This window comes from Micromonospora sp. WMMD1155, from assembly GCF_029581275.1.
Lineage (GTDB): Bacteria > Actinomycetota > Actinomycetes > Mycobacteriales > Micromonosporaceae > Micromonospora.
The window spans coordinates 5658913-5684510 of sequence record NZ_CP120742.1; the positions used below are offsets into that span (position 1 = coordinate 5658913).

Consider the following 25598-nt stretch of genomic DNA (forward strand, 5'->3'; position numbering starts at 1 on the left):
GAGCAGGAATGACCAGGCCATCGACCGTGTCCGACCTGAGGCGCGGCGACACGGCGACCGATCCGCCGGCACCGGGGCCGGGCACCGCGCGCAAGCGTGGCCGCCAGCCCCGGCCGGGCCGGGGTGGCGTCCTCGCCGTGTTCCTGGCGCCTGCCCTGGCGCTGTTCGTGCTGCTGGTCCTCGCCCCCATCGTGGTGGCCGGGTACGCCAGCTTCTTCAAGTGGAACGGCTTCGGCCTGCCGGAGAACTTCATCGGGTTGGACAACTACACCCGTGCCTTCGGCGACCCGACGTTCCGCGGCGACCTGTGGCGTGGCCTGGTGCTGGTGGTGCTGTCCCTGGTCGTGCAGCTGCCCGTCGCGCTGGCCCTGGCCATGCTGCTCAACCAGCCACTTCGCGGGCGGGCCGTCTATCGGCTGATCTTCTTCGCCCCGTACGTGCTCTCCGAGGTCACCACGGCCGTCCTGTTCACCCTGGTGTTCTCACCCAACCGAGGGCTGGGCGAGGGGGTCGCCCGGTGGCTGGGCGCCGACGCGGGCACCATCTTCGCCGACCCGGACACCGTGCTGTACGCCGTCTTCCTGGTGGTGTCCTGGAAGTACTTCGGCCTCTACATGATGCTCTTCCTGGCGGCGCGGCAGGGCATCCCGAAGGAGCTGCACGAGGCGGCGGTCACCGACGGCGCCACCGGCTGGCAGGCGTTCCGACACGTCACCCTGCCACTGCTCGGCCCGACGATCCGCATCAGCATCTTCCTGTCGGTCATCGGCACCATCCAACTGTTCGACATGGTGTGGGTGCTCACCGGTGGTGGGCCGATCCACTCCTCGGAGACCCTCGCGGTCACGATGTACCAGTTCGGCTTCCGTCGCTTCGAGGTCGGGTACGCGAGCGCCATCAGCATCGTGATGTTCCTGCTGAGCCTCGTCTTCGCCCTGTTCTACCAACGCATCGTCCTGCGTCGTGACACGGCGGGTGCGATCACCACCCAGGGAGGCCAGCGATGACCGCCACGGCGAGTCGCGTCCAGCGGACCCGCAGCGTCGTGCTGCACCTCGTCTGCATCGCCGTCGGCGTGCTCATCGTCGTGCCGGTGTACTTCGGTGTGCTCGGCGGTTTCAAGGACAACGGCCAGTTGTCCACCAACCCGCTGGGCTGGCCCGACCCGTGGGTGCCGAACTACTTCGAGATCCTGGGCAACGGGGTGTTCTGGCGGCAGCTCGGCAACAGTCTCCTCATCGCCGTGAGCAGCACCCTGATCGTCGTCGGCGCGGCGGCGATGGCCGCGTTCGTCTTCGCTCGTTACGCCTTCCGGGGCCGCGAGTTCCTGGTGACGTTGTTCGCGATCGGCCTGATGTTCCCGTTCGCGGTGGCCATCCTGCCGCTGTTCGTGCTGCTGCGCGGCGTCGGCCTGCTGGACAACCCGCTCGGTGTCATCCTGCCCCAGGCCGCCTTCGGGCTGCCGATCACCATCATCATCCTGCGCCAGTTCTTCCGGACCATCCCGGCCGAGGTCGAGGAGGCAGCCGTCCTCGACGGGTGCAGCGCCTTCGGCTTCTTCTGGAAGGTCCTCCTGCCGATGGCGCGCCCCGCCCTGGCCACCGTCTCGGTGCTGGCGATCGTCACCAGCTGGAACAACTTCATGCTCCCGCTGGTCGTCTTCAGCGACCAGAGTTGGTGGACCCTCCCGGTCGGGGTCCAGGCGTTCCAGGGTCAGTACGCCGACGACACCGCACGGGTGCTCGCCTATGTCGTGCTGTCCATGCTGCCGGCCCTCGGCTTCTACGCGGTCGCCGAACGCCAACTCATCGGCGGCCTGACCGGCAGCGTCAAGGGATGACATCGCAGCACCGCGAGCAGACCTGAAGCTTCCGGCACGACGAGGGGGGACCGTGGGCGCGGAGAACGGCCGAAACGTCACCATCGCCATGATCGCGCGGTTGGCGGGTGTCTCCGTACCCACGGTCTCTCGGGTCATCAACGGCCGCTCCGACGTCGCTCCCGACACCCGGGAGCGCGTCGAGGCGCTGCTCAACCGGCACGGCTACCGCCGCCGGTCACCGGCCCGGCGTACCGACGCGGCCCTCATCGACCTGGTCTTCAACGACCTGGACAGCCCGTGGGCCGTGGAGATCATCCGCGGGGTGGAGGACGTCGGCCAGACCAGCGGCGTCGGCACCGTCGTCTCGGCCATCCACTGGCGCATCTCCTCGGCCAAACAGTGGCTCGACAACATGCGGACGCGCTCCACCGAGGGCGTCATCTTCGTGACCTCGATGGTGAACCCACCGTTGCAGGCCGAGTTGCGCCGGCTGCACCTGCCGGTCGTCATCATCGACCCGGCCGGCGTGGACCCGCAGGAGTCACCAACCATCGGCGCCACCAACTGGGCGGGCAGCCTGAGCGCCAACCAGTACCTGATCAGCCTGGGGCACCGGCGGATCGGCTTCATCGCCGGCCCACCGCACCTGATGTGCAGCCGGGCCCGGATGGACGGCTACCGGGCCGCGCTCGGCGCCGCCGACATCCCCGTCGACGACGCGCTCATCCGACCGGGCAACTTCTACCACGAGTCCGGTTTCAGCGCGGGTACGCAGTTGCTGGCCCTGCCCGACCCACCCACCGCCATCTTCGCCTCCAGCGACCAGATGGCACTGGGCGTCTACGAGGCGGTCCGCAAACGCGGCCTACGGGTGCCCGACGATGTCAGCGTGGTCGGCTTCGACGACCTGCCGGAGCTCCGGTGGTGCTCCCCGCCGCTGACCACCGTCCGTCAACCCCTGGCCGAGATGGGCATGCTGGCCGCCCGGACCGTCCTGCGCCTCGCCGGCGGCGAGAAGACCGAGAGCCCAAGGGTCGAACTCGCCACCGAGTTGATCGTCCGCGACAGCGCCGCGCCCCCGCGCTGACCACGCCGCGGCCCTTGAGATCCGCGATCCGCCCATGGCATTCTTGTGCGTCGATGACATGACGTGCGCGCGGGGCTGACGACCGTCCGATGGGCAACCGGGGTCCGGTACGGATCCGGGGGGACGGGTGACACGAGCGGCGGACCACCGAGGTCCGCCGTCCCCCCAGTCCGTAAAGGATCCCAGCCCATGCGCATCCAACAGAAGAGACGCGCGTCCCTCCTGGCGAGTCTGCTGCTCGCCGCGACCGCGCTGTCCGGCGTCGACGCCCCGACCGCCAGCGCGGCACCCGACCCGGTCGCCGTCACCGTCGACGCCCGCGCGGGCATGGCCACCGTGCCCGCCACCGCGCTGGGCGTCAACCACGCCATCTGGGACCAGAACCTCGGCACCGCCGAGACGTCGGACCTGCTCCGCGACGCCGGTGTGCAGATGATGCGCTACCCGGGCGGCTCGTACGCCGACATCTACCACTGGAAGGACCACACCGCGCCCGGCGGCTACGTCGCACCGGGGACCGACTTCGACACCTTCATGGCGGCCGTCCGGCGGGCCGGCGCGCAGCCGATGATCATCGCGAACTACGGCACCGGCACGCCTGCCGAAGCAGCCGACTGGGTGCGGTACGCGAACGTCACCAAGCGCTACGGCGCACGGTACTGGACGATCGGCAACGAGAACTACGGCAACGGCCACTACGGGTCCGCGTGGGAGGCCGACGACCACCCGGACAAGAGCGCGACACAGTACGCGAGGCTGGTCGTCGAGTACGCCGACGCGATGAAGGCGGTCGACCCGAGCATCAAGGTCGGCGCGGTGCTGACCATGCCGGGCAACTGGCCGGACGGCATCACCGCCGGCAGTGACCCGGGTCCGTGGAACCAGACGGTGCTCTCCATCGCCGGTCCGAAGATCGATTTCGTGGACGTGCACTGGTACCCGGGTGGCTCCGCCGCCGATTCGCTGGCCCGCACCAATCACCTGCCCGACGCGATCTACCTGCTGCGACAGCAGCTCACCCGGTACGCGGGCCCGAACGCCGACCGCATCGGCATCAGCTTCACCGAGCTGAACGTCGACGCCGGACGGAACACGCAGCCGGCCGCGCTCTTCCTGGCCGACGCGTACAGCGCGCTCCTGGCGAACGGCATCTTCACCGCCCACTGGTGGAACGTGCACAACGGGATCGGCGCGGTGTCGCAGGTGGCCGGGCAGACCGACTACAACGACTTCGGCATGCTCTCCAGCGGCACCTGCAGCGAGGACGGCTCGGTCTGCGAGCCGCCACTGAACACACCGTTCGCGCCGTACCACGGGCTCGCCATGATGAAGCTCTTCGCGAAGACCGGTGACCAGTTCGTCCGCGCGGGCACCGACGAGCCGCTGGTCACGGCCCACGCCGTCCGGCGGGGCAACGGCGACCTCGCGCTGCTGCTGCTCAACAAGGACCCGGACAACGACCGCCCGGTCACCATCGACTACGCCGGGTTCACCCCGTCGGCGGTCGCACCGACGGTGTCCACCCTCACCAACGGCGCCACCGGCATCGCGACCAGCCAGTCCGGCTCCGCGACCAGCCGGACGCTGCCGGCGTACTCGTTGACCACGCTCGTGTTGCGACCGGCCGGCGCGACCGCCGGGCGGCCCTCGGCCCCGGGCCGGCCGACCGTCAGCGGCGTCACCGACCGTGCCGCGACGATCTCCTGGCCGGCGTCCACCCCGGGCGCCAGCCCGATCGCCAAGTACGAGGTGTACCGGCAGAACGGCGCGGTCAGCGAGCAGCTCGGCGAGACGCCGACCACCTCGTTCACTGTCGCCAACCTCGTGCCGGGCAGCAGGTACACGGTCAACGTGTTGGCCCGCGACATCGCCGGACGGGTCTCCTGGGCGTCACCGCCGCTCACCTTCGCCACCGGCAGCCCGACCACCAGCGCGTGCACCGTCCGCTTCACCACCGCCAACGACTGGGGCAACGGCTACATCGGCGGCGTCGAGATCGTCAACAACGGCACCGGCCCGATCGACGGCTGGACACTCACCTGGACCTGGCCCACCGGCTGGCAGCAGGTGAGCAGCGGGTGGAGCGCCACCTGGGAACAAATCGGCACCGCCGTGCGGGTCACGCCCACCGACGACAACCGGCAGATCGCCGCCGGTGGCAGCGTGAGCGCCGGGTTCGTCGGCGCGTACAGCGGGCCGAACGTGCTGCCCACGGCGTTCACTCTCAACGGAACGGTGTGCGCCACCGGCTGACGCGACCGTCGGGCGCACCGGCTGACGCGTTGACCGCGCCAGCCGGTGCACCCGACCCGCGGGTCCGGTGATCGACCATGGTGGACGTTATGCTGCGGGACCGGACGGGGGAGAGGTGGTCGATCATGACGCAGTCACAACCCGGGACCGGCTTGCAACCGGACAGGCCGAACGCGGCGAGGATGTTCGACTACTACCTCGGCGGCAAGGACAACTTCGCCGCCGACCGGGCGGCAGCCGAGATGGTGTTGCAGGTGGCGCCGTGGATGCCCGAGGCTGCCCGGCAGGGCCGCGAGCTGATCTCCCGAACGGTTCGACACCTCGTCGAGGAGAAGGGCATCCGACAGATCCTGGACCTCGGGTCCGGCCTGCCGACCCAGGACAACGTCCACGAGATCGCGCACCGCATCGATCCGGACGTGCGGGTCGTCTACGTCGACAACGACCCGGTGGTCTGCGCACACGGACGCGCGCTGCTCGCCGACTCGAAGACGGTGTCGGTGGTCCAGGCCGACCTGACCGACCCGGAGCAGGTCCTCGGCCACCCGGCGATCGGCGACGCGATCGACCTCGGTAGCCCGGTCGCGGTGCTGATGATGTTCGTGCTCCACCTGGTGCCCGACGAGCAGGATCCACAGCGGATCCTCACTACCTACCGTGACGCGCTCGCCCCCGGCAGCTACCTGGCACTGTCGCACGCCGGCACCGACGTACACCCCGACCTGATGGCCCGCATCTCGGCGATCTACGCGCGCGCGAACAGCCCATTCGTACCGCGGAGCCACGCGGACATCTCCCGCTTCTTCGGTGACTTCCTCCTCGAACCGCCGGGGTTGGTCAACATGTGGCCGCACGCCGAGCCACCGGTCACCGCGGACCCGCAGGTCGCCCGCACCGGCTACAGCGGCGTCGCCCGCAAACCGTGACGCCCTTCGAAGGCGGAACGGCCGAGGGCTGACGCCGAAGGAGTGGCAGGCCGGCCTCCGGCCGTTCTCCACGCTTTCAGCTCGCTTTGGAGCTGATAACACAGACGAGTCATCCGACGGTCGAACCGCCGGCGAGCCGAGCGGTACCGCTCTTGGGCCGCGCCCGGCGCGGCGTACGGGGCTCCGCGCCCGGTTTTGGCGTCGGGCTCCGCGCCCGGTTTTGGCGTCGGGCTCTGCGCCCGGTTTCGCGTCGGGCTCTGCGCTCGGTTTCGCGTGGGGCTCCGCGTGCGGTTTTCGCGAGATCTTGGACAGTTTCCGTTCGCGCGTAACGGAAACTGTCCAAGATCTCTGCGGATCTGCGATGGGGTGCTGCGATCAGTTGGTTGGAGCACGACAGCGCGCGCCGGTGGTGACACTCCGCTGTGGAGGTGACTACGCTCGGAAGGCGTTTCACCGGCGCGAGCCGCGCTGGTGACGCAGGCCGCGCCGGTGGTGGCGCGAGTAGTCGATCCTCCGGTTGGGAGCGTTGAATGGCTGACCTGCCCCACCCCCTCGCTGCGTTCATCGTGGGTGAGATCCGCCGCGCCCGAGGGGCCGCCGGGATGACCCAGGAGTCCTTCGGGAGGGGCGCGGGTTTCAGCGCCTCCCATGTCAGCGCCGTGGAGAGCGAGACCCGGGCACTGACGATGGACTTCATCAAGGGCGCAGACCGCGCATTCAAGAACGGCGGCCTCTTCGAGCGCATGGTCGCGAAGCTGGGGGTGCCCTCCTGGTTCCTGCCGTGGTTGGATGCCGAACGCGTCGCGACCCAGCTCCGGTCGTGGCAGCCGTCCCTGGTCCCCGGCCTGCTTCAGACCGAGCACTACGCCCGAGCGGTGATTCGCTGCGACGACACGCTCAGCGATGAAGAGGTCGACAAAGGGCTTGCGGCTCGGCTCGATCGACAGTTGATTCTCACCCAGCCCAAGGCGCCGCAATTCGTTGCGGTCATCGGGGAGGAGGTGCTGCGACGGGCGGGTGAGGACTTTCGGGCAATCATGGTCGGCCAGATCACGCATTTGTTGGCCATGATTGAACGACCGAACATCAGCATCCACATCATTCCGGTCGACGTGAGCATGCATGCCGGGCTGACGGGTCCGTTCATCCTGGCTCGGGCTGCGGACGGCAAATGGGTCGGTCAGTTGGAGAACCAGCTCGGCGGGGCGGTCATCGACAACGACGATGACGTGGCTACGCTTCTGTCGAAGTGGGAGACCGTTCGCAACGAGGCCCTGCCTCGGCGGCAGTCAACTGACCTGATGAAGGAAGTGGTGACGGCATGGACCTGATCGACGCGGTGTGGCGCAAGTCCACCCGCAGCGGCTCCAGCGGTGGCGACTGCGTCGAGGTCGCGGACAACCTCCCCGGCGTCGTCGGCGTGCGGGACTCGAAGGATCCGCAGGGGCCGGCGTTGGTCTTCGGGCCGGTGGCCTGGCGGGCGTTCGTCGCCGAGGTTCCCCGGCGGTCGTAGTCACCAGAACGCCGAAGCGCCCGCCCCACACCTGGGGACGGGCGCTTCGCCGTGCGGAGCTACGTCAGCCCACCACCGACCGCAACGGCACCCGCGCGTCGCGCAACGCGCGTACCAGATCCTTCGCGAACGGGTGTTCGTCGGCCTGGAGTCCGCGCGGGTTCGGGATCACGACGTACGCCGAATCGTTCTTCGCGGACGCCTTCGCGTCGGTGGTGAAGCGTTCGACGATCGCCTGGGCGCGCGGCAGGTCCGCCGCCGCGACCTCGATGGTGATCGGTCGCCAACCGCCGCCCAGGTCCGGTGTCACCGGCGCGGCGGCGGCGCTGGCGCGCGCCGCGTCGACGGCGGCCGTGCGCCGGGCGTCCGGCGTCGCGCCCGCCGGGTAGAGCAGCGCGTTGGCCACCAGGTGCAGACCATTCTCGTTGTACGCCCGGAAGAGCGGATTGAACGCGAACAGCACCGCCCGACCGGCCCCGGTCGGCTCGTCCACGACCGCCGCCGTGCCCTTGAGGGTGTCCGCGCCGACGGTGTAGCCGTTGGCCCAGAACGTGTCACCGGTCGGGTAGGTGAGCACGTTCGTCCCGGTGGTGCTCGGGGTGAGGATCGGGTCGCTGTTGTTGAACTCGAAGTCCTCCGCCGGGCGACCCGACGCCACCGGGCTGGAGACGTCCACGTCGACGCGCAGGTGCGAGCCGATCACCAGGTAGTCGGCGGGCTTGGTCTTCTCGGTGGTCGAGGTGAGCCCAGCCGCGCGAGCCAGCCGGGTGCCCTCGTTGCGCAGCCCCACGTAGGTGTGGCCCTGGGCGATCCACTCGCGCAGGTTGGCCTGACCGGCGGCGGTCAGACCGCCGGTGGGGCTGCTGCCGTCCGGCACCACCAGCACGGTACGCCCGGTGAACGCGGCGGTGTTGTCGTTGATGTCGGCGGTGGTGACCGGCTTCAGGTCGAGCCCCCACCGCTTGCCGAGCACGTAGCGCGCCTCGCCGTGCGAGCCCGACGTGGTGGAGATTCCGGTGCCCTGGAAGAGCCCGACGTCGGGCAGGTCGAGGCGGGTGCCGGTCGGTCGACCGCCCGGCGTGAGCGTCACCCCGAGCGACCTGGCCAGCTCGTCGACGGTCCGGCTGACGGTGGCCGTCGGGATGGCGACCCGGCTGCTCGCCAGGTCGCGGACCAGCGGGACACCGCGGTCGAGCAGGGTGAAGGTGAACTCGGCGGCGGCGGCCGAGTCCAGCGGGTACGTGTACGAACCCCACGGCCAGGCCGGGCCGGTGCGACCACCGGCGATCTTCCGGACCAGCTCGGCGTTCGGCTTGACGGTGTCGCCGGTGTAGATGGCCGAGACGCCCATCAGCAGCGGGTTGCTCCAGGACGACACGTCGTAGAAGTACGGGAACGGCACGTACGGGTCCTCGCCCATGACGGCCTGGATCCAGTGCTTCTGCGGCTGGTCCATCGGGATCCAGTACGCCCCCTTGGGCACCGTCACGTCGGTGGCGCTGCGCCCGCCGAAGACCCGTGCGGTGGGCACCCGGGTCGGTTTGCGCACCTCGTACACCTCGACGTCCATCCGGCGGAGCCGCTCGACGAGCCGGCGGACGTCGGCGAGCTGCCGGTCGGGCAGCAGGAAGTACGAGCGGATCGTGACGTCCGGCACCGGGAACTGGACCTCGTTGGTGGGCTGCACCACCTCGTTCGGCTCCAGCGTGCCCGCCCGGCCCTGGGCGAGCGCGTCGGTCCAGACGTCGTAGTAGCCGTCCAGCACCTCACGCTTGTTGGCGGCGGCCCAGCCCAGCGTCGACCACTGGGTGTGGAACTGCTGCTGCACGCGGTCGGCCACCGCCGAGGCGCTGCCCTTCTCGTACGTCATGCCGGCCGCACCGAAGCCGGTGGTCGGCACGGTGTCGCCGTACCCCATGAAGAACATGTCGTACGTGTCGTAGTTGAAGTAGCACTCGGTGATGACGGTGTCGTCGCAGGCGCCGTTGAAACCGAAGCCGGCCTTGTTGGCCTCGCCGATCCGGTTGATCCAGTCCACCGCCTCGCCGGCGATCTCGTGGTGGATCGGGTCGGCGTTGGGCGGGAAGAAGTACTGCCGGCCGCCCATCTCGTGGGCGTCGACGAACACCTGTGGCGGGTAGCGACGCAGCAGGTCGAGCTTGCCGTCGGTCTCCTGCTGGGTGCGGGCGAACCAGTCCCGGTTCAGGTCGAAGCCGAACTCGTTCTGCCGCCGCGTCGCGTCCCGGCCGTCCGGGTTCTGGGTGGGGACGATGATGGTGACCAGGTTGTCGTTGCGCCGTGCGACCTCGCAGGACAGGCCCGCCGCCAACTCGTACAGGGTCTTGAGCGCCGCGTCGGTGCCGCTCTTCTCGCCGCCGTGCACGTTGGCGGTGACCCAGACGATGGCCGGGCTGTTCTTCGCGGTACGGGCGGCCGTCCGCGCGGTGGTCCGGCGCGGGTCGCGCAGGTCCCGTACGTCGTCGGCGATCTTCCGCAGGGCGGCGGGCCGCACGTTGCGCTCGTTGGACACCACCGCGTACGGCAGCGGCCGGCCGAGGACGCTGGTGGTCATCACTCCCGTGACGACCCGGATGCTCCTATAGAAGTCAAGGGGTGTTGAGGGCGGTGAAGTCGGCGAGGAGGGCGGTGTGGACCTCGCGGACGATGTAGCGCTTGAGGCAGCGCATGATCTCTTTTTTGTTGAGTCCTTGTTTGGTGCGTTTGTCGACGTAGGCGCGGGTGCGGGGGTCGTAGCGCATGCGGACCAGGGCGATGGTGTGCAGGGCTGAGTTGGCGGCTCTATCGCCGCCGCGGTTGAGGCGGTGCCGATCGGTGCGTCCGCTGCTGGCGGGGATGGGTGCGGCTCCGCAGAGGTGGGCCAGGGCGGCGTCGGAACGCAGCCGGTCGGGGTTGTCGCCGGCGGTGGTCAGGAGCTGTCCGGCGACGTCGGGGCCGACGCCATAGACGGCGCTCAGGTGTGGGGCGGTGCGGGCGACGACGGGTCGTAGCCGGCGATCGGCCTGGTTGATCTCGGTGGTCAGGGTCTGGATCCGGGTGGCGATCACGGCCAGGGCCGCCTTGGTGGCTTCCACAGGGTCGGTGAGCCGGGTCTCGTTGACGGGCAGTGCGGCGCATCGGTTGACGAGTGTCGTTGCCGGACCGTTGAGTTCTTGGCGCAGCGTGTCGGGCGCGGAGGCGATCAGCCCGTGCAGCTGGTTGAGGGCAGCGGTGCGGGCCTTGACCGCTCCGCGTCGGGCGACCCGCAGGGCGCGGATGGCTTCGACGGGGCCGGTGCGGGTCTTGGGTGTGCCGTTGGCCTGCCCGGACAGGGCCGCGCGGGCAGCGGCGAGCGCGTCCAAGGGGTCGGACTTACCTTTGGCGCGGCGGGCCCGCCGATCGGGGCGGTCGACCTCGACCAGGGCGATGCCACGAGCGGTGAGGAAGCGGGCAAGTCCGGCGCCGTAGGTGCCGGTGCCTTCCACGCCTACCTTCACCACCGCACCGAACCCCCGCAGCCAGGCCAGCAGGAGCTGGTAGCCGGCGGTGGTAGCCGGGAACTCCTGATCACCCAGAATCCGGCCGGCCTGATCAACCGCCGCCGCGTGATGAGTCTTGCCGTGGGTATCGACTCCGCCTGTGACCTGACGCTTCCTGGCTGCCATGCTGAAACCGTCGTCCCTCTCGCTTGCACCGAACAGGGTCGGCACGCACCGCCGGGACGGGCGGACAGGACAGTGATGGGACCTCTTGCACAGGCTCCTATCAGGTCACGAACGCCCCGCAGGTGAGTGCAGGAACGGGTCACCCGGACAGGCCGACGAATCCGCTAGAAGACGCCAACGTCAGTCAGAGGCTGAGTCAGACCAGCCGGGTGATCCGCTCCTACATCCTCACTGTCAGAGGCGCTGTCGACGGCCCCGAGGTACGTCCGGATCTCGTCGTTGGTGACGACCCGTTCCTGCCCCGTGCCGAGGGGGAAGCCGAGCACGGACTCCGGGCTCGGCACGGTGCCCAGCCGGGCGTTCGGGTCACTGCCGCACCGCGACGGTGGGGCGGCGCTCGCTGTCGACGTGCCGCTGACCAGGGGAGCCATGCCGAGCAGGAGCGCGACGGTGGCGGCACCTGCCAGCCGTTTCGGAGGGACCGTCCAGAACGGACGCGACGATGGGGCCATGTCTCGGGTTCCCTTCTCGGGAAGAGCCTCGCAGTGGCCGGAGCCTATGAACCGGCCGACACCATGGTCAAGGTCTGATCGACTTCGACGACCGGCCGGGATGCCGACGCGCTGACGGGCTGGCAGGATGAGAGCGTTGTCGATGCCTGGCTGGAAGGTGGAGACGTTGCCGCAGATGATCACACTCTCGGTCCATCCAGATTCCTCCTCCGCCGACGCGCGGCGCTCGCTGACGTCCTGGCTGCGCGCCGATGACCGGCTCCGCGAGGCGGTGACCACCACGCCCGCCGACGGGACGTCGACCGACGGCGCCGATGTGCTGCGGGTGGCGGTCGGCGGCGCGGGCCCCGCCATGGTGCTGGTGCAGGCGATCGCCGACTGGCTGGCCCACCGTCGCGAGGACGTGACGGTCCAGCTCGGCCGTCCGGGCTGGTCGGCCGAGCTGGACGTGCACCAGGCTCGGGACATGGACCAGGTGACCGCGTTCGTCGAGGCGACGGTGCGCGCGGTCACCACGCAGGAGGAGCGGCTCCCCTGAGCACGTGAGCGGAGGTCCTGACTCAGGTCCTCGCCGCATGATCAAGGGAGCCGCCGGAAGAGTCGCCTACCAGGTGGTCAGGCCGAGGTCGATCGTCCTGGTCAGCGTGGCGTTGTCGTCGTCGCCGTCGAGCGACCAGACCATCGCGCCGCCCAGACCGGCCCGGCGGATGTAGAGCGTCTTCTGCAACACGACAGCCGGGTCGTCGTACGTCCACAACGTCGTACCGTCGAACAGCCAGGCGTGCCCGGCGCGCAGGTCGCGGTGCACGGTGAACCCGTTACCGGCCAGGGTCTTGAGCTTCTTGTAGTCCTCGTTGCCGGCCTCGAAGGTGGCCGGCGCGGGCCCGGTGGCCGGCTGGAAGAGACCGTTACCGCCGCCGGTGATGCCGGTCCAGCCGCGACCGTAGTACGGGATGCCGAGCACCAGCTTGCCCCGGGGAGCGCCCCGGGCGATCCACCCGTCGACCGCCACCTCGACGGAGAAGTCCGGGTTGTCCGGCGAGCCGGTCGGCACGCGCAGCGCGGACTGTTGGTTGGTCTTCGCGTCCCAGCCGCCGTGGAAGTCGTACCCCTGCACGGTGGCGAAGTCCAGGTACGTGAAGATCTTGCGACCCTCGTAGCCGGCGTCCATCGTCGCGGGGTTGGCCGGCAGGAAGGCGGTCAGCGGGTGGTGCGTGCGGGTCTTGCGTCCGTGGGCGTCGAGTTGCCGGCGGAACTCGGCGAGCAGCTTGGTGAAGTTCTCCCGGTCCTCCGGGCGGATCACGTTGCCCGGCTCACCGTCCCAGTTGGGCCACTCCCAGTCGAGGTCGATGCCGTCGAAGACGCCGGCCCCGGCGCCCGGGCTGCCCGGAAGGTTGCCCTTGAGGTAGAGGTCGATGCAGGACGCGACGAACGCCTTGCGGGAGGCGTCGGTGCGGGCGGCGTTCGAGAAGTACGTCGACCAGCTCCAGCCACCGAGCGAGATCAGCACCTGGAGTTTCGGGTGCTTGGCCTTGAGCTTGGCGAGCTGGTTGAAGTTGCCGTTGAGGGCCTGACCCGGTGCGTCGGCGACGCCGTCGACGCTCTCCTCGGCGGGAACCGGTCGCTGGTAATCGGCCCAGGCGTCGCCCTCGCCCGGCCCGCCGTCGACGTAGCAGCGGCCGTCCTCACTGACGTTGCCGAAGGCGTAGTTGATGTGGGTGAGGCGGCTCGCCGCCCCGGAGGTGTCGAGCTTCTTCACCGGGAATGCCCGGCCGTAGATGCCCCACTGGGTGAAGTAGCCGACCCGGTGGTAGCCGCTGCGGTGCTGCTTGTCGTCGCCCGCGCTGGCGGCGGCGGGCGGTGCGGCGGTGATCAGCAGAGCCGCCAGTGTGACGACGGCGGTGAGACGGCGGTGGCGGAATGGTCGCATCGGCACACTCCCACGACATCAAACAGAATAGTAAAGAGACTTATCTGATTGATGAAGTTAAGCCGGTCACCGTCCACGGTCAAGAGCCGTCCAGCCACATGGGGGATTGTGACGTCGTTACCCGCTGGTAACGATGTTGTGCCATGGACTCCGCCCTGACATTGATCGGACTGCCCATCGCCCTCGGCGTCATCATGCTCGGTCTGGGTCTCGGACTGACCATCGCCGACTTCCGCCGGGTGGCCCAGTACCCGCGAGCCGCCGTCATCGCCCTGGTGTGTCAGGTGCTGGTGCTGCCGGCGCTCTGCTTCTGCCTCGTCCTCGCGTTCGACCTGGCACCGGAGTCGGCCGTGGGCATGATGCTGCTGGCCGCCTCGCCGGGCGGCACGACGGCCAACCTCTACAGTCACCTGTTCGGTGGGCACGTGGCCCTGAACATCACCCTGACCGCCATCAACTCGGTGCTCGCCGTGTTCACCCTGCCGATCCTGGTCAACCTGTCGGCGGCGTACTTCCTACCCGACGGGCGAAGCCTCGGACTCCAGTTCGACAAGGTGGTGCAGGTCTTCGCCATCGTGCTCGTCCCGGTCGCGATCGGCATGCTGATCCGCGCCCGCATGCCGCACGTCGCCGAACGGCTGAACCGCCCGGTGCGGGTCCTCTCCGTCGTGGTGCTCGTCGCCGTCATCGCCGGGGCGGTGCTCGGCGAACGGGAGAACATCGCCGACTACTTCGTCGCGGTCGGCCTGGCCGTGCTCGCGTTCAACCTGCTCAGCCTCGCCATCGGGTACGGGGTGCCGCGGCTCGCCGGGGTCGACCGGAGCGCCGCGACGGCCGCCGGGTTCGAGATCGGCATCCACAACAGCACCCTGGCCATCACCATCGCGCTCAGCCCGGCGTTGCTCGACAGTACCCAGATGGCGATCCCGGGGGCCGTCTACGGCATCGTCATGTTCTTCACCGCGGCGGCCTTCGGCTACCTGGTGACCCGCGCCCGCACCCGGTCCGCCGCGACGCCGACGCCCTGACCACCGGTGTTCTGTCGCCGCCGACGGCTGCGGTCGGCGGCGACAGGGGGGTGGCGGAGGTCAGCCGATCTGGCTGTTGTCCTTCAGTGAGCCCCAGCCGTGCCAGCGGTCGATCTCGATCAGGGCGCTGACCCGGCCACGGTCACGCCGGGGGTACGCGTTGCCGGTGTAGTGCTTGGCCAACCGGTCGATGTCCGTGAAGTCCTCGTCGGCGCGCAGCTCGGCGACGTGCCCGATGATGCTGACGTGGGTGTACCAGCCGGCCTCGTCCAGGACGGTGAGCGACACCCGGGGGTCGTTGCGGACGTGCTCCAACCGGCGGCGGCTCTCGTCCATGTTCACCAGGATCCGGCCGTCCTCCCACAGGTACCAGGTGGCGGCGGAGACCGGCTGACCACCGTTGCGAAGCGTGGTCATGACGGCCGGGTTCGGCTTGCGCAGCATCTCGACCGCGGCCTCGGGAAGCGGTGGCTTGGACATGAGGTCTCCTCGTCGCGACAACGTTTACCCCCTGCACGTTACGCACCCGAAGGCCCGATCATGGTGGTACGCGCGGGTACCTCGCGCGGTCAGCCGAGCCAGCGGCCGTCGCGCATGAGGAGGCGTCCCTTGGCGTCGCCGGCCTGCACCCTAGGGGTACCGCATACCCGCGTGTGGGTCCGCGTTCGCCCCCGGTGAAGATGGAGTCATGAGCAACCCTGCACTGCCCAGGCGTGTCGTAGTCACCGGCGCCACCGGCAAGCTCGGCCGCGCCGTGGTCGCCCACCTCCGCGCGGTCGGCGTCGACGTGCTGGCGGTGGACCGCGCCGGTGGCCGCGACCCCCGCGACGTGAACGGCGAGTTCCTCCTGGTCGACCTGACCGACTACGGGCAGGTGGTGGAGGCGTTCACCGGGGGCGCCGACGAACACGCGGGTGGCGTCGACGCGATCGTGCACCTGGCGGCAGTCCCGGCCCCCGGGCTGATGTCGAACGCGACCACGTTCGCCAACAACTCCGCCGCCACGTACAACGTGTTCGCCGCGGCCCGGGCGGCCGGGATCAAGCGGATCGTCTGGGCGTCCAGCGAGACGGTGCTCGGGCTGCCGTTCGACACCCCGCCGCCGTACGCGCCCGTCGACGAGGAGTACGCGCCGCGCCCCGAGTCGACGTACTCCCTGAACAAGGCCCTTGAGGAGGAGATGGCCCGGCACTTCTGCCGCTGGGACCCGGAGCTGGTCATGGTGGGCCTGCGCTTCTCCAACGTGATGGACGTCGAGGACTACGCCCCGTTCCCCTCGTTCGACGCGGACCCGCAGCTACGCCGGTGGAACCTGTGGGGCTACATCGATGCCCGCGACGGCGCGCAGGCGGTCGAGCGCGCGCTCGCCCACGACCGGCCCGGCGCCGACGTGTTCGTCATCGCCAACGCCGACACCGTGATGAGCCGGTCCAGTGCCAGTCTGATGGCCGAGGTCTACCCGGGTGTGGAGATCCGGAAGGATCTCGGCGAGCACGAGACCCTGCTCAGCATCGACAAGGCGCGACGGGTGCTCGGTTACGAGCCGCAGCACTCATGGCGGGACCACGTCGACCCGGGCCGTTGACGCGCCGAAGCCCATAAACAGTTTTGACGTTACGAAACATCGATCGTTGTTAACCGGGCTGTTCGCGCTGCCGCGTCTCCTCCTACCTTTCGGCGCAGCCCTCCGAATTCGGCGTCACCCGGACGCGGATCGCGGAGTCGGCACCTTGGAGGAGATCACCCGTGTTGCAACGACTCCCAGCCGCTGGCTTCGCGCTCGTTCTGGCGCTGGCCGGGGCCATCGGCGTCGGTGGGCCCGCCCAGGCTGAGCCGACCGGCACCATCAGGTACGCGGACGGCCCGAACGCGGTGGCCGACCGCTACATCGTCACGCTCAGGTCCACCGCGTTGGTGGCCACCGCCGTCGACAGCAAGGCCCGTGAGCTGACCGGCCGCTTCGGTGGCCAGACCCGGCACGTCTACGCGTCGGCCCTGCCCGGCTTCTCGGTGAACATGTCCGTTAAGCAGGCGGAACGGCTGGCCGCCGACCCGTCCGTCGCGTCGGTCGAGCAGGTCCAGCGCATCGGCGTACTGGACACCCAGACCAACCCGCCGAACTGGGGGGATGATCGGATCGACCAGCGCAACCTGCCGTTGAACCAGACCTTCACCTACCCGGCCAACCCGGGCCAGGGGGTCACCGTCTACGTCCTCGACACCGGCATCAACGCCAACCACAACGAGTTCACCGGCCGCGTGCGGCAGGGCACCGACATGGTGGACAACGACAGTACCCCGCAGGACTGCCACGGGCACGGCACGCACGTCGCGGGCACGGCGGTGGGCACCACGTACGGCATCGCGAAGAAGGCCGGCGTGGTCGCCGTACGGGTGCTGAACTGCCAGGGCAGCGGCACGAACGACGATCTGATCGCGGGCATCAACTGGGTACGCGCCAACGCGCAGAAGCCGGCGGTGGTCAACTACAGCATCGGCTGCGGCAGCCGGTGCACGAGCCAGGCGATGGACAGCGCCGTCACCAGCCTGATCAACTCGGGTGTGCAGTTCGTGCAGGCAGCCGGCAACTCCTCGGACGACGCCTGCTACTACAGCCCCCAGGCGGTCACCGCGGCCATCACGGTCGGCAACAGCACCAGCTCCGACGGGCGCAACAGCAGCAGCAACTACGGCTCCTGCCTGGACATCTTCGCCCCCGGCACGAGCATCGTCTCGGCGTCGTACGCCAGCAACAACGGCAGCGCCACGATGACGGGCACCTCGATGGCGTCACCGCACACGGCCGGTGCGGCGGCACTTTACCTGGGCGCCAACCCCAGCGCGACACCTGCCGAGGTCCGGAACGCGCTGGTGAACAACGGCACCACCGGCAAGATCACCAGTCCGGGTAGCGGCTCGCCGAACGTCCTGCTCTACACCGCGTTCATCGGTGGCACCGACCCCGGCCCGGGCAGCCCGTCGGTGACCAACCCGGGTAACCGCATCTCGGCTGTCGGCCAGGCCGTCGACGTGCAGGTGCAGGGCAGCGGCGGTACCACCCCGTACACCTGGAGCGCCTCGGGGTTGCCGGCCGGGCTCTCCATCGGCGCGTCCACCGGGCGGATCACCGGCAGCGCCACCACGGCGGGCACCTCGAACGTGACGGTGACCCTCACCGATGCGGCGGGCCGGACCGCCCAGGCGACCTTCACCTGGACGGTCACCAGTGGCGGCGGTGGCTGCACGCCGACGCAGGTCGTCGGCAACCCCGGCTTCGAGACTGGCACCTCGCCGTGGACGGCGACGGCGAACGTGATCGGCGCCTGGTCGCAGTATCCCGCGCGCTCCGGCAGTCGGAACGCCTGGCTCAACGGTGGCGGCCGGGTACAGACCGACACCCTGTCGCAGTCGGTGACGATCCCGGCAGGATGCGCCAACGCGACGCTGCGGTTCTGGATCCGGATCACCACCGCCGAGTACGAGAACCTGGCCTACGACCGGTTGACCGTCACGCTCGGCGGCACGACCCTGGCCAGCTACACCAACCTGGACAAGACCAACGGGTACGTCGAGAAAGTAATCAACGTGGGCCAGTTCGCCGGGCAGACCGCCACGCTGACGTTCAACGGCGTGGAGGACTGGTCGTACCAGACCAGCTTCGTGATCGACGACGTGACGATCAGCGCGAGCTGACCGGAGCACGAGAACAAGAACCGGAGTGAGCGGCTCCCCGGGACCGGGGGCCGCTCACTCCCATTCCCAGCGCATGCCGACGATCCCCGGGGGGACGTCCGAGGCGATCAGGTGGGCGCCGTGGGTGGACCCGATCCACGCCTCCCACACACCCTGGTCGGGCGCGTGCAGGCCACGTCGCTCGAAGCGGTGACAGCGGGCCGGTACGGCGTCGTGGTCGAACTGCACCTGGAGCACGTATTCGCTGACCGGGGTGGAGAACCCCCGGTAGTAGTTGTCCGTCGGCAGCTGCGAGGTGCTCAGGAACTCGTACTCGATCACCACGGTGTCGCCCTGGGCCAGCATCCGGTCGAAGATGATCTCCGCGACGAGTAGGCCAGAGCCGTGCTCCGAGCGCACCCGGCCGAGCCGGCAGTTGCGGACGGCATTGATCCGCGTCGAGGCGGTCACGTCGTCGGTGCGGAAGATGCCGACCGTCCGCGAGACCCGGTCGGTGTTGGCCCGCAGCACCTGCCGGCAGGTCAAGCTGATCTCCTGGCGTCGATCGCCCACCACGTAGAGGTCGTGCAGACTGAGCCTGGTCAGCTCGTGGTACAGCCACCGGTCGACCTCGGCGACCATCTTGGCGACGCTGGTGCCGTCACTGAAGAGGCGGTCGATCTCGATCGTCCCGGGTGGCTGGCTCAGCCAGCGGCCCCGAGGTCGGCGCGGGCCGAGTTGGACGATCAACGACTCGGCCGGCAGCGACAGGATCGCCTCGAGGAGCCGGACCGCCTTGATCGACTCCGGGCGTTCCGGCCGGCTGCGACCGCGTCGCCAGTAGCTCAGCGTGGTGAGGCTGACGCTGACGCCGGCCGCCGACAGCTTCTCCTGGATCTCCTCCAGCCGCATGCCGCGGTCCTCGATGGCGAGGTGGAGGGCCGCCGAGAACGGACCCGTACGCAGCGCGTGCGCCAGGTCCCGACCCAGCTCGGAACGGACCTTCTCCATGTCGGCTGAGTATGGTCACGTCACCGCCGCCGCGCCAGCGGTGTCGGCGCGCTCAGCGAGCCGCCTGGTAGGCACGGCCGACGGCGGTCGCCTCGCTGCCGGTGCGGAACAGCCCGGTCTGGTCCTTGTCCGTGGCGGGCAGGCCGAACCACGCGTACCGCTGGAGCCAGGACAGGCCGCCCAGCATCTTCGTCGCCGCGGTGAGGAACGCGGCCTGCTGCGCCTGGGTCGGGAAGCGGACGCCGTTGGAGAAGTCGATCAGGGCGAACTCGGTGAGCCAGATCGGCAGCCGGTAGCGGTCGTGTACGCCCTGGAGGTACGACTTGAGCTGGTTGACGGCGTTGGCGGTGGTGAAGTCGCCGCCGTACCAGTGCAGGGCGATGAAGTCGACGCGGTAGCCGCGCTGCTTCGCCCCGGCCATGAAGCGGTCGAGCCACTCGCCCGGCCGGTCACCACCCCAGGCCACCGCCGGGCTGCCCAGCGGAAGGCCGGTGGCCTGCAACTGCGGCCACAGGTCCAACGCCTGCTCCACGGTCATCTCCGCCTGACCCTTCAGGTCCGGCTCGTTGAACCCGAGCAGGTACTTGCCGTTCTTCTTGGCCTGTTGCAGGTTGGTGGCGGTGACGCTCTTCGCCCCCCAGATCATCGGGACGAACTCGGCGCCCTTCGGGCTGGTGACGCCCTGGTGCTTCACGTCCCAGGTGTAATACCAACTCGCGCCGGAGTTGGCGAGCGCCTGGCTGACCCCGTCGAAGGTCCACACCCCGACGCCCTTGCGCTTCGAGGTCACCGCCGGTGCCGCCGGGGCGACCGGACGCCCGGTCGTCGGCTTCACCGACGGCGTCGCCGACGGGCTCACCGCCGTCGGGCTCGCCGTGGCGGAGGGCGTGGTCCCGGTGGACGAGTCGGGCTCCGGACCGGTGGACGGCGGGGCGTCGAGCGCCTGCGTCGCGGCCGGGGCGGGCGTCGGCCCGGTCGGTTGCATCACGACGACCACACCACTGACCAGTACGGCGACCACGGCGGCCACGGCGAGCGGCCACAGCAGACGCCGTACACCGATCGGAAGGCGGCCGGGTGACCCGCGTCGGGGTTCCGCGTGGACGCCCCGACCGCCCCTCGCGGCGTCCGCTTCTCCCGGGCCGGTTGCGCGCATCGTCTCGACTCCTTCGTGTGCTCGCATCGCTACTCGATGCCGCGTCGGCGGGAGGATCCCGCCAACGCCCCACATCAGGAGACTCGCCAGCCGTACCTGGATAACAGTTTCGCCGAAACCGCGACGCCGACGAGCCGGTCAGCGATCCGCGCCGCCCGAGCGGTCTGACCGCACCTCCGATCACCCATCCGGCCATAAGCCGCCAAATCGGGCCGAAGATAGATAACATACTCACGGTGGTCAGGTGGGACCGGTCGGTGAGGAGGCCCGGAGCGATGGCAGCGGGGCGGATCACCGAGCACCGTCGTCACCTCGGTGTGCCCGTGTCGGCGGCTCCGGCCGGCTGAGCGGTCCCGCCGTCCGTGTCGCCGAGTGGCGTGTTCCGGGGCCTCGGGGACACCCGGAGCCCGAACTCGGCGACCGTCCTGGAGCTGCTGTTCGACATCGTCTACGTCTTCGCGCTCGCCCGCCTCGCCGGGCGGGTCGCGGACGACCTCACCATCGTCCGGCACACGTTGCTGTCCGAGGCGGGCCAGACGGTCCTCTTCTTCGCCGCGATGTGGATGATCTGGTCACTCAACGCGCTGCTGTCCAGCACCTACGACCCGCGCCGTCCCGAACTCCAGGCCTTCCTGCTGGCGACGATGTTCGGCACACTGGTGCTGGCGGTCTCCCTGCCGCAGGCCTTCGGGCAACGCGGCGTCGTCTTCTCCGTCACCTACGTGATCATCCAGGTCGGTCGACCGCTCTTCCTCGCGTTCGCCCTGCGGGGTCACCCGGTACAGGGGTTCTCGATCCGGATCCTGACCTGGCACTCGGCTTCGGGTGTGCTCTGGATCAGCGGTGGCATCAGCGGCGGCCTCGGTCGGGGCGTCTTCTGGACCATCGCGCTCGCCATCGAGTTGATCGGCGCCGCCATCACCTACCCGCTGCCCCGGGTGGGCGGACGGCAGCTCAACTCCCTGGGCGTCACCGTCTCGCAGACGCACCTCGCCGAGCGCTACAACCAGTTCTTCATGATCGCGCTCGCCGAGGTGGTGCTCGAAGCCGGTGCCGCGGTCAGCTTCCCGGGCTTCTCCCGAGACGGGACCATCACCCTCGTCGCCTCGTTCGTGGCGGTCGTCGCGTTCTGGCGGATCTACTTCTACCACGCCCGTTCTGGGAACGCCTCGTCTCCGAGCGGGGAGGGGATCGAACTGTCCCGGTGGGCCAGCTACAGTCTGCTGCTCATCGTCGGTGGCATCATCTGCACCGCCGTCGGGTTCGGGCAGATCATCGAGGATCCCCACCCGCCGATCGACTGGGCCCTGGTGGTCATCGTCTTCGGTGGCCCGGTGCTGTTCCTGATCGGGCGCGGCTTCCTGGAGAAGGGCAGCCGCGCCACGCCGCGTTGCCCGGCATTGTTCGTCGGCGTGGTAGCGCTGATCGTCGGGGCGCTGCCCATGGTGCTGCTCCCGCCGGTCGCCGTGGCGGTCACCGTGGCGGTGATCCTGGCCGGCATCACCGTCTTCGACCAGCGAGCCCACCAGCGTGGATCGCCGGAGAGCAACCCGACACTGTGACCGTCCCTTGCGGGCCGCCGACCGTCACCCGTAGGGTCGTCGGCACGCCGTCGAGCCGGGAGGAGGTCAGAACGATGTCCGATGTTCTGCGCCCCCTCCGCGCTCCGGCGTCCGCGCGGATCTGACCGGGGCGTCCGTTTCCCGAAGGACCACGCCATGACAGATCTGGTCATCCGTCCGCTCGTCGCGGGCGAGGAACACGTGTTCGACTCCATGCCCGACCCGCTGCCCCAACTGCGCCAGGTCGCGTACGCCGACGGGGTCGCCGGTGGCGGCTACCGCCCCGAGACCACCTGGATCGCATTGCGCGGCGGCCGGGTGGTCGCCCGAGCCGCCTGGCTCCTCCCACCGGGCGGCGTCGGCGCCCCCTGGCTGGACCGGTTCGATCTGGACGCCGAACCGGAGGTGGGGGCGGAGCTGTTGCGCGCCGCCCACGAAGCACTCGGCGGTCCCGGTCTGTACTACGCCGCCCTGCCGGCGCACTGGCGGCGTCGACCCGAGGTGCTGGCGGTGGTGCGTGCACCGATGGCCGCCGCCCAGCTCGCCGGGCTGGTCGAGCGGGAGGAACGGATCCGGTTTTCCTGGACCGGCACACCGCTGCCGGCGTCCTCCGGACGCTACGACTTCCGCACCCCCGCCGACGCGGCGGAGATCAACGCCCTGGTCGCCCGGGTCGCCGAGCCGGACGTGCTGACCGGCGTCGAGATCGCACGGGTGGTCGGCGGCGTCGACCTGGCCACCGACCCCCTCGGGTGGCTCGGGGACGCGGTGCGGGGATGGCGGGTCGTGCTGGAGGACGGCCGACCGGTGGGCCTGGCCGGCACCGCCGGGGACGCCTGCTACCCGCTCCTGGCCTATCTCGGCCTGCTCGACGAGGCGGCCCGTCCCGAACTGCTGGCCGAGGCGGTCCGGATGCTCGTCGCCGACGGTGCCCGGGAGGTCATCGCCGACGTCGCGGCACACCGCGTGGCGGTGCTGGCGGAGCTGGAACGGACCGGGTTCCGGCAACTGCGCACCCGGGTCACCTTCGCACCGCCGAACACCCCGGAATAGCCGAAAGGGGTGCGCCCTGTCACCGGGGCGCACCCCTGGGCCGCCGTCGGCCGCCGTCAGTGCCACCATCTGCCCATGCCGGAGATCATCGCGTTCGTCGTCGGCGGATTGGCGCTGGTCGTAGTGGTCGTCGGCGGGCTCTGGCTCTGGCCCGTACGGCGTCCGGGCCGCCGTCTCGCGCCCGCGCAGCCGCTCGACTTCGACACCGCCGTCCAGGCCGCCGAGGCTCACGTCGCGGGCGAGACGACGGACCCGGCGGTCCGCCCGGAGTCGCGCAGCCGTCTGCTCAGCCACGGCTCGCGTACCGACCGGGCCGTCCTGCTGCTGCACGGATACACCCTCGCGCCGGAGCAGTACGACGACCTGGCCCAGGAGTTCTTCGACCGGGGCTACAACGTCTGGGTGCCGCGCGCCCCGCAGCACGGGACCGTCGACCGGCAGGCCCACCACCGGGTCGAGGCCGAGGAGCTGACGACGTACGCCGCGCGGGCCTGGGCCATCGCCGCGGCCCTGGGCGACGAGGTGGGCGTCGTGGGGATCTCCGGCGGTGCCGTGCTCGCCACCTGGCTGGCCCAGGTGCCCGGCGCCGCCGTACGCCGACTGCTCCTGCTGTCGCCGTTCTTCGGTCCGAGTCCGCGACAGGCGCCGGCGTACCTGGTCCGACCCCTCCTCCTGCTGTACGGGCGTCGCGTCCTGCGCGACCGCGTCACGCGGATACTCCCTCGCCGCCGTCACCCAGTACCTGACGATCGCCCGCACCCTGCCGCGTCCGCCTCGACGGGGCGCGTTGCGGAGCGTGGCGGTGGCGATCAGCCCACTCGACGGCGTGGTGGACCTCGCCGCGGCAGTCGACGTGCCGCGCCGGATCGCCGACGCGAACGCGGTGCCGCTGCGGGTGTGCACCCTGCCCGAGGCGCTGGGCGTCGAACACAACACCCTCAACCTCGGTGCCGACGGCGACGAGTGGCGACGGCGGTACGTCGCGCTCTACGAAGGCGCGACGGCCCCGGCGACAGACGTGTCACTCGGTCGGTGATGCCGTCGCCGGAGCGGTCGCGGTGATCTGGGTGAGTGGGCCCTGGTCCTGGCCCTGGCTCGGCCGGCGGCCCGGGGGCGCATGCGCCAACGAGCGGTATACCTCAGAGTCATATTTATGACTCTGAGGTATACCGCTCAACGGCATGTCACTCGGCTGGCTGGGCGGCGGCGTTGAGCACCGGTGGCGCGTAGCCGGCCGGCTTGTCGCCGATGGTCAGGCCGGGGCTGACCACCCAGGACTGGTACTGCGGGGTGAACATGCCGTACGGCAGCCCGAGGTTCGGGGCGCTGGCCTCGTCGAGCCGGCGGCGGGCGTCGGCCGGGATCTCGAAGTCGAGCGCCTCGAAGTTGCTGGAGACCTGCTCGGCGCTGCTCGCCCCGATGATCACCGAGGCGACGGCGGGCTGGGTGGCGACCCAGTTGATCGCGACCTGTGCCATGCTGCGGCCCAGCTCGGCGGCGACGCTTTCCAGGGCGTCGATGACCTGCCAGTCGCTGGGGCTGATCTCCCGGCCCCCGGCGTTGGGAGTGGTCAGCCGGCCGGTCCCGCTCAGGCCGTCGCCACTGCGTCGGTACTTGCCGGTGAGCAGGCCGCCGGCGATCGGGCTCCACGCGGTGAGCCCCATGCCCACGTTCTGCGCCATCGACACGAACTCCGCCTCGACGCCCCGGTTGACCAGGGAGTACGGCAGTTGCAGGTTGATCAGCGGGGCCAGTCCGTGCGCCTCGGCGTAGCTCTGCGCGCGGGCCGCGTACCAGGCGGGTACGTCGGAGAGGCCGGCGTAGCGGATCTTGCCAGTGCGGACCAGGTCGTCGAGGGTGTGCACGACCTCCTCGACCGGGGTGATCCGGTCCCAGGTGTGCAGCAGGTACAGGTCGATGTAGTCGGTGCCGAGTCGGCTCAGCGACGCCTCCACGGCCCGCATGATGTGCTTACGGCCGTTGCCGCTCGCGTTCGGGTCGCTCGGGTCGACGGTGTTGGTGAACTTGCTGGTCAGCACGAGTCGTTCGCGGACACCGGCCCGGTCGATCAGCCGACCGAGGATCTTCTCGCTCTCCCCGGCGGTGTAGAAGTCCGCCGTGTCGATGAAGTTCCCGCCCGACTCCAGATACCGGCGGAAGATCGGCTCGGACTCCTCCTCGGTCTTGCCGTACGCGGCATGGAACCCGTCGACGCCGAAGTTCATGGTGCCCAGCGCCAGCCGGCTGACCCGCAGACCCGACCGACCGAGCAGGTAGTAGTGGTTCATCGTTGCGCCTTCCGATCATGTGTCGGCCCCCGATCGGACCGCTTGCCAGACCTTTGCTCGGCAAAAATGGACCTGCAAGTCCAAAACCGCGGGTAGGCTTGGACCGGCAGTCGGGAACGGATA

22 protein-coding genes are annotated in these 25598 nt (G+C 69.9%); 14 read left to right on the forward strand and 8 right to left on the reverse strand.

Annotated elements, in window-relative coordinates; genetic code table 11:
* Positions 1 to 8: 8 nt before the first annotated feature.
* The 7 genes from O7617_RS25940 (at position 9) to O7617_RS25970 (ending at position 7601) form a co-directional block, all read left to right on the forward strand.
* Positions 9 to 1007 carry a sugar ABC transporter permease gene (locus tag O7617_RS25940; RefSeq protein WP_282258739.1) on the forward strand — a complete coding sequence of 333 codons (999 nt, stop codon included), beginning with the start codon at positions 9 to 11 and terminating at the stop codon, positions 1005 to 1007.
* Complete coding sequence (locus O7617_RS25945) at positions 1004 to 1840, forward strand: carbohydrate ABC transporter permease (protein ID WP_282258740.1); 837 nt, start codon at positions 1004 to 1006, stop codon at positions 1838 to 1840. Before O7617_RS25940 ends, O7617_RS25945 begins: the two co-directional genes overlap by 4 nt.
* A 52-nt stretch (positions 1841 to 1892) precedes the next feature.
* Complete coding sequence (locus tag O7617_RS25950) at positions 1893 to 2909, forward strand: LacI family DNA-binding transcriptional regulator (RefSeq protein WP_282258741.1); 1017 nt, start codon at positions 1893 to 1895, stop codon at positions 2907 to 2909.
* A gap of 189 nt (positions 2910 to 3098) precedes the next feature.
* Complete coding sequence (locus tag O7617_RS25955) at positions 3099 to 5162, forward strand: cellulose binding domain-containing protein (protein ID WP_282258742.1); 2064 nt, start codon at positions 3099 to 3101, stop codon at positions 5160 to 5162.
* Between the two features lie 125 nt (positions 5163 to 5287).
* On the forward strand, positions 5288 to 6088 hold the full coding sequence (locus tag O7617_RS25960; RefSeq protein WP_282258743.1) for an SAM-dependent methyltransferase: 801 nt from the start codon (positions 5288 to 5290) through the stop codon (positions 6086 to 6088).
* A gap of 530 nt (positions 6089 to 6618) precedes the next feature.
* Positions 6619 to 7419, forward strand: a complete 801-nt coding sequence (locus O7617_RS25965; protein ID WP_282258744.1) for a helix-turn-helix transcriptional regulator — start codon at positions 6619 to 6621, stop codon at positions 7417 to 7419.
* Positions 7410 to 7601 (forward strand): DUF397 domain-containing protein, encoded by a 192-nt coding sequence (locus O7617_RS25970; protein ID WP_282258745.1) that lies wholly within the window; start codon positions 7410 to 7412, stop codon positions 7599 to 7601. The genes O7617_RS25965 and O7617_RS25970 overlap by 10 nt, the downstream gene beginning before the upstream one ends.
* A gap of 64 nt (positions 7602 to 7665) precedes the next feature.
* Here the strand turns inward: O7617_RS25970 and O7617_RS25975 are convergent, their stop codons facing one another.
* The 3 genes from O7617_RS25975 to O7617_RS25985 form a co-directional block, all read right to left on the reverse strand.
* On the reverse strand, positions 7666 to 10173 hold the full coding sequence (locus O7617_RS25975) for a M14 family zinc carboxypeptidase (protein ID WP_282258746.1): 2508 nt from the start codon (positions 10171 to 10173) through the stop codon (positions 7666 to 7668).
* A gap of 34 nt (positions 10174 to 10207) precedes the next feature.
* Positions 10208 to 11263 carry an IS110 family transposase gene (locus O7617_RS25980; RefSeq protein WP_282257763.1) on the reverse strand — a complete coding sequence of 352 codons (1056 nt, stop codon included), beginning with the start codon at positions 11261 to 11263 and terminating at the stop codon, positions 10208 to 10210.
* 164 nt (positions 11264 to 11427) lie between these two features.
* Positions 11428 to 11775 carry a hypothetical protein gene (locus O7617_RS25985; RefSeq protein ID WP_282258747.1) on the reverse strand — a complete coding sequence of 116 codons (348 nt, stop codon included), beginning with the start codon at positions 11773 to 11775 and terminating at the stop codon, positions 11428 to 11430.
* Positions 11776 to 11917: 142 nt separating this feature from the next.
* Here O7617_RS25985 and O7617_RS25990 point away from each other — a divergent pair, with 142 nt between their 5' ends.
* Entirely contained in the window at positions 11918 to 12313 is a 396-nt protein-coding gene (locus O7617_RS25990) for a hypothetical protein (RefSeq protein ID WP_282264874.1), read from the forward strand.
* Positions 12314 to 12379: 66 nt separating this feature from the next.
* Here the strand turns inward: O7617_RS25990 and O7617_RS25995 are convergent, their stop codons facing one another.
* Complete coding sequence (locus O7617_RS25995) at positions 12380 to 13705, reverse strand: glycoside hydrolase family 18 protein (RefSeq protein WP_282258748.1); 1326 nt, start codon at positions 13703 to 13705, stop codon at positions 12380 to 12382.
* Positions 13706 to 13848: 143 nt separating this feature from the next.
* Here O7617_RS25995 and O7617_RS26000 point away from each other — a divergent pair, with 143 nt between their 5' ends.
* The gene (locus tag O7617_RS26000) at positions 13849 to 14733 is read left to right on the forward strand and encodes a bile acid:sodium symporter family protein (protein WP_282258749.1); all 885 of its coding nucleotides are present in this window, start codon (positions 13849 to 13851) and stop codon (positions 14731 to 14733) included.
* 60 nt (positions 14734 to 14793) lie between these two features.
* Here the strand turns inward: O7617_RS26000 and O7617_RS26005 are convergent, their stop codons facing one another.
* Positions 14794 to 15213, reverse strand: coding sequence for a PPOX class F420-dependent oxidoreductase (locus O7617_RS26005; RefSeq protein WP_269679464.1), 420 nt, complete (start codon positions 15211 to 15213; stop codon positions 14794 to 14796).
* A gap of 208 nt (positions 15214 to 15421) precedes the next feature.
* Between O7617_RS26005 and O7617_RS26010 the strand changes: the two genes are divergently transcribed.
* Both O7617_RS26010 and O7617_RS26015 read left to right on the forward strand, forming a co-directional pair.
* The gene (locus O7617_RS26010) at positions 15422 to 16318 is read left to right on the forward strand and encodes an NAD(P)-dependent oxidoreductase (RefSeq protein ID WP_282258750.1); all 897 of its coding nucleotides are present in this window, start codon (positions 15422 to 15424) and stop codon (positions 16316 to 16318) included.
* A 161-nt stretch (positions 16319 to 16479) separates the two neighbouring features.
* On the forward strand, positions 16480 to 18426 hold the full coding sequence (locus O7617_RS26015; protein ID WP_282258751.1) for a S8 family peptidase: 1947 nt from the start codon (positions 16480 to 16482) through the stop codon (positions 18424 to 18426).
* A 54-nt stretch (positions 18427 to 18480) separates the two neighbouring features.
* Here the strand turns inward: O7617_RS26015 and O7617_RS26020 are convergent, their stop codons facing one another.
* Both O7617_RS26020 and O7617_RS26025 read right to left on the reverse strand, forming a co-directional pair.
* Positions 18481 to 19416: a hypothetical protein gene (locus O7617_RS26020; protein ID WP_282258752.1), complete on the reverse strand. Its 936-nt coding sequence runs from the start codon at positions 19414 to 19416 to the stop codon at positions 18481 to 18483.
* A gap of 52 nt (positions 19417 to 19468) precedes the next feature.
* Positions 19469 to 20572, reverse strand: coding sequence for a glycosyl hydrolase (locus O7617_RS26025; protein ID WP_282258753.1), 1104 nt, complete (start codon positions 20570 to 20572; stop codon positions 19469 to 19471).
* Positions 20573 to 20934: 362 nt separating this feature from the next.
* Here O7617_RS26025 and O7617_RS26030 point away from each other — a divergent pair, with 362 nt between their 5' ends.
* The 3 genes from O7617_RS26030 (at position 20935) to O7617_RS26040 (ending at position 24249) form a co-directional block, all read left to right on the forward strand.
* A complete protein-coding gene (locus O7617_RS26030) occupies positions 20935 to 22134 on the forward strand; it encodes a low temperature requirement protein A (RefSeq protein ID WP_282258754.1) in 1200 nt (399 codons plus the stop codon).
* A 156-nt stretch (positions 22135 to 22290) separates the two neighbouring features.
* Positions 22291 to 23187: an acetyltransferase gene (locus tag O7617_RS26035; protein ID WP_282258755.1), complete on the forward strand. Its 897-nt coding sequence runs from the start codon at positions 22291 to 22293 to the stop codon at positions 23185 to 23187.
* 75 nt (positions 23188 to 23262) lie between these two features.
* On the forward strand, positions 23263 to 24249 hold the full coding sequence (locus tag O7617_RS26040) for an alpha/beta fold hydrolase (protein ID WP_282258756.1): 987 nt from the start codon (positions 23263 to 23265) through the stop codon (positions 24247 to 24249).
* A 122-nt stretch (positions 24250 to 24371) separates the two neighbouring features.
* Here O7617_RS26040 and O7617_RS26045 read toward each other — a convergent pair whose 3' ends face one another.
* Positions 24372 to 25475: an aldo/keto reductase gene (locus O7617_RS26045; protein ID WP_282258757.1), complete on the reverse strand. Its 1104-nt coding sequence runs from the start codon at positions 25473 to 25475 to the stop codon at positions 24372 to 24374.
* Positions 25476 to 25598: the final 123 nt, after the last annotated feature.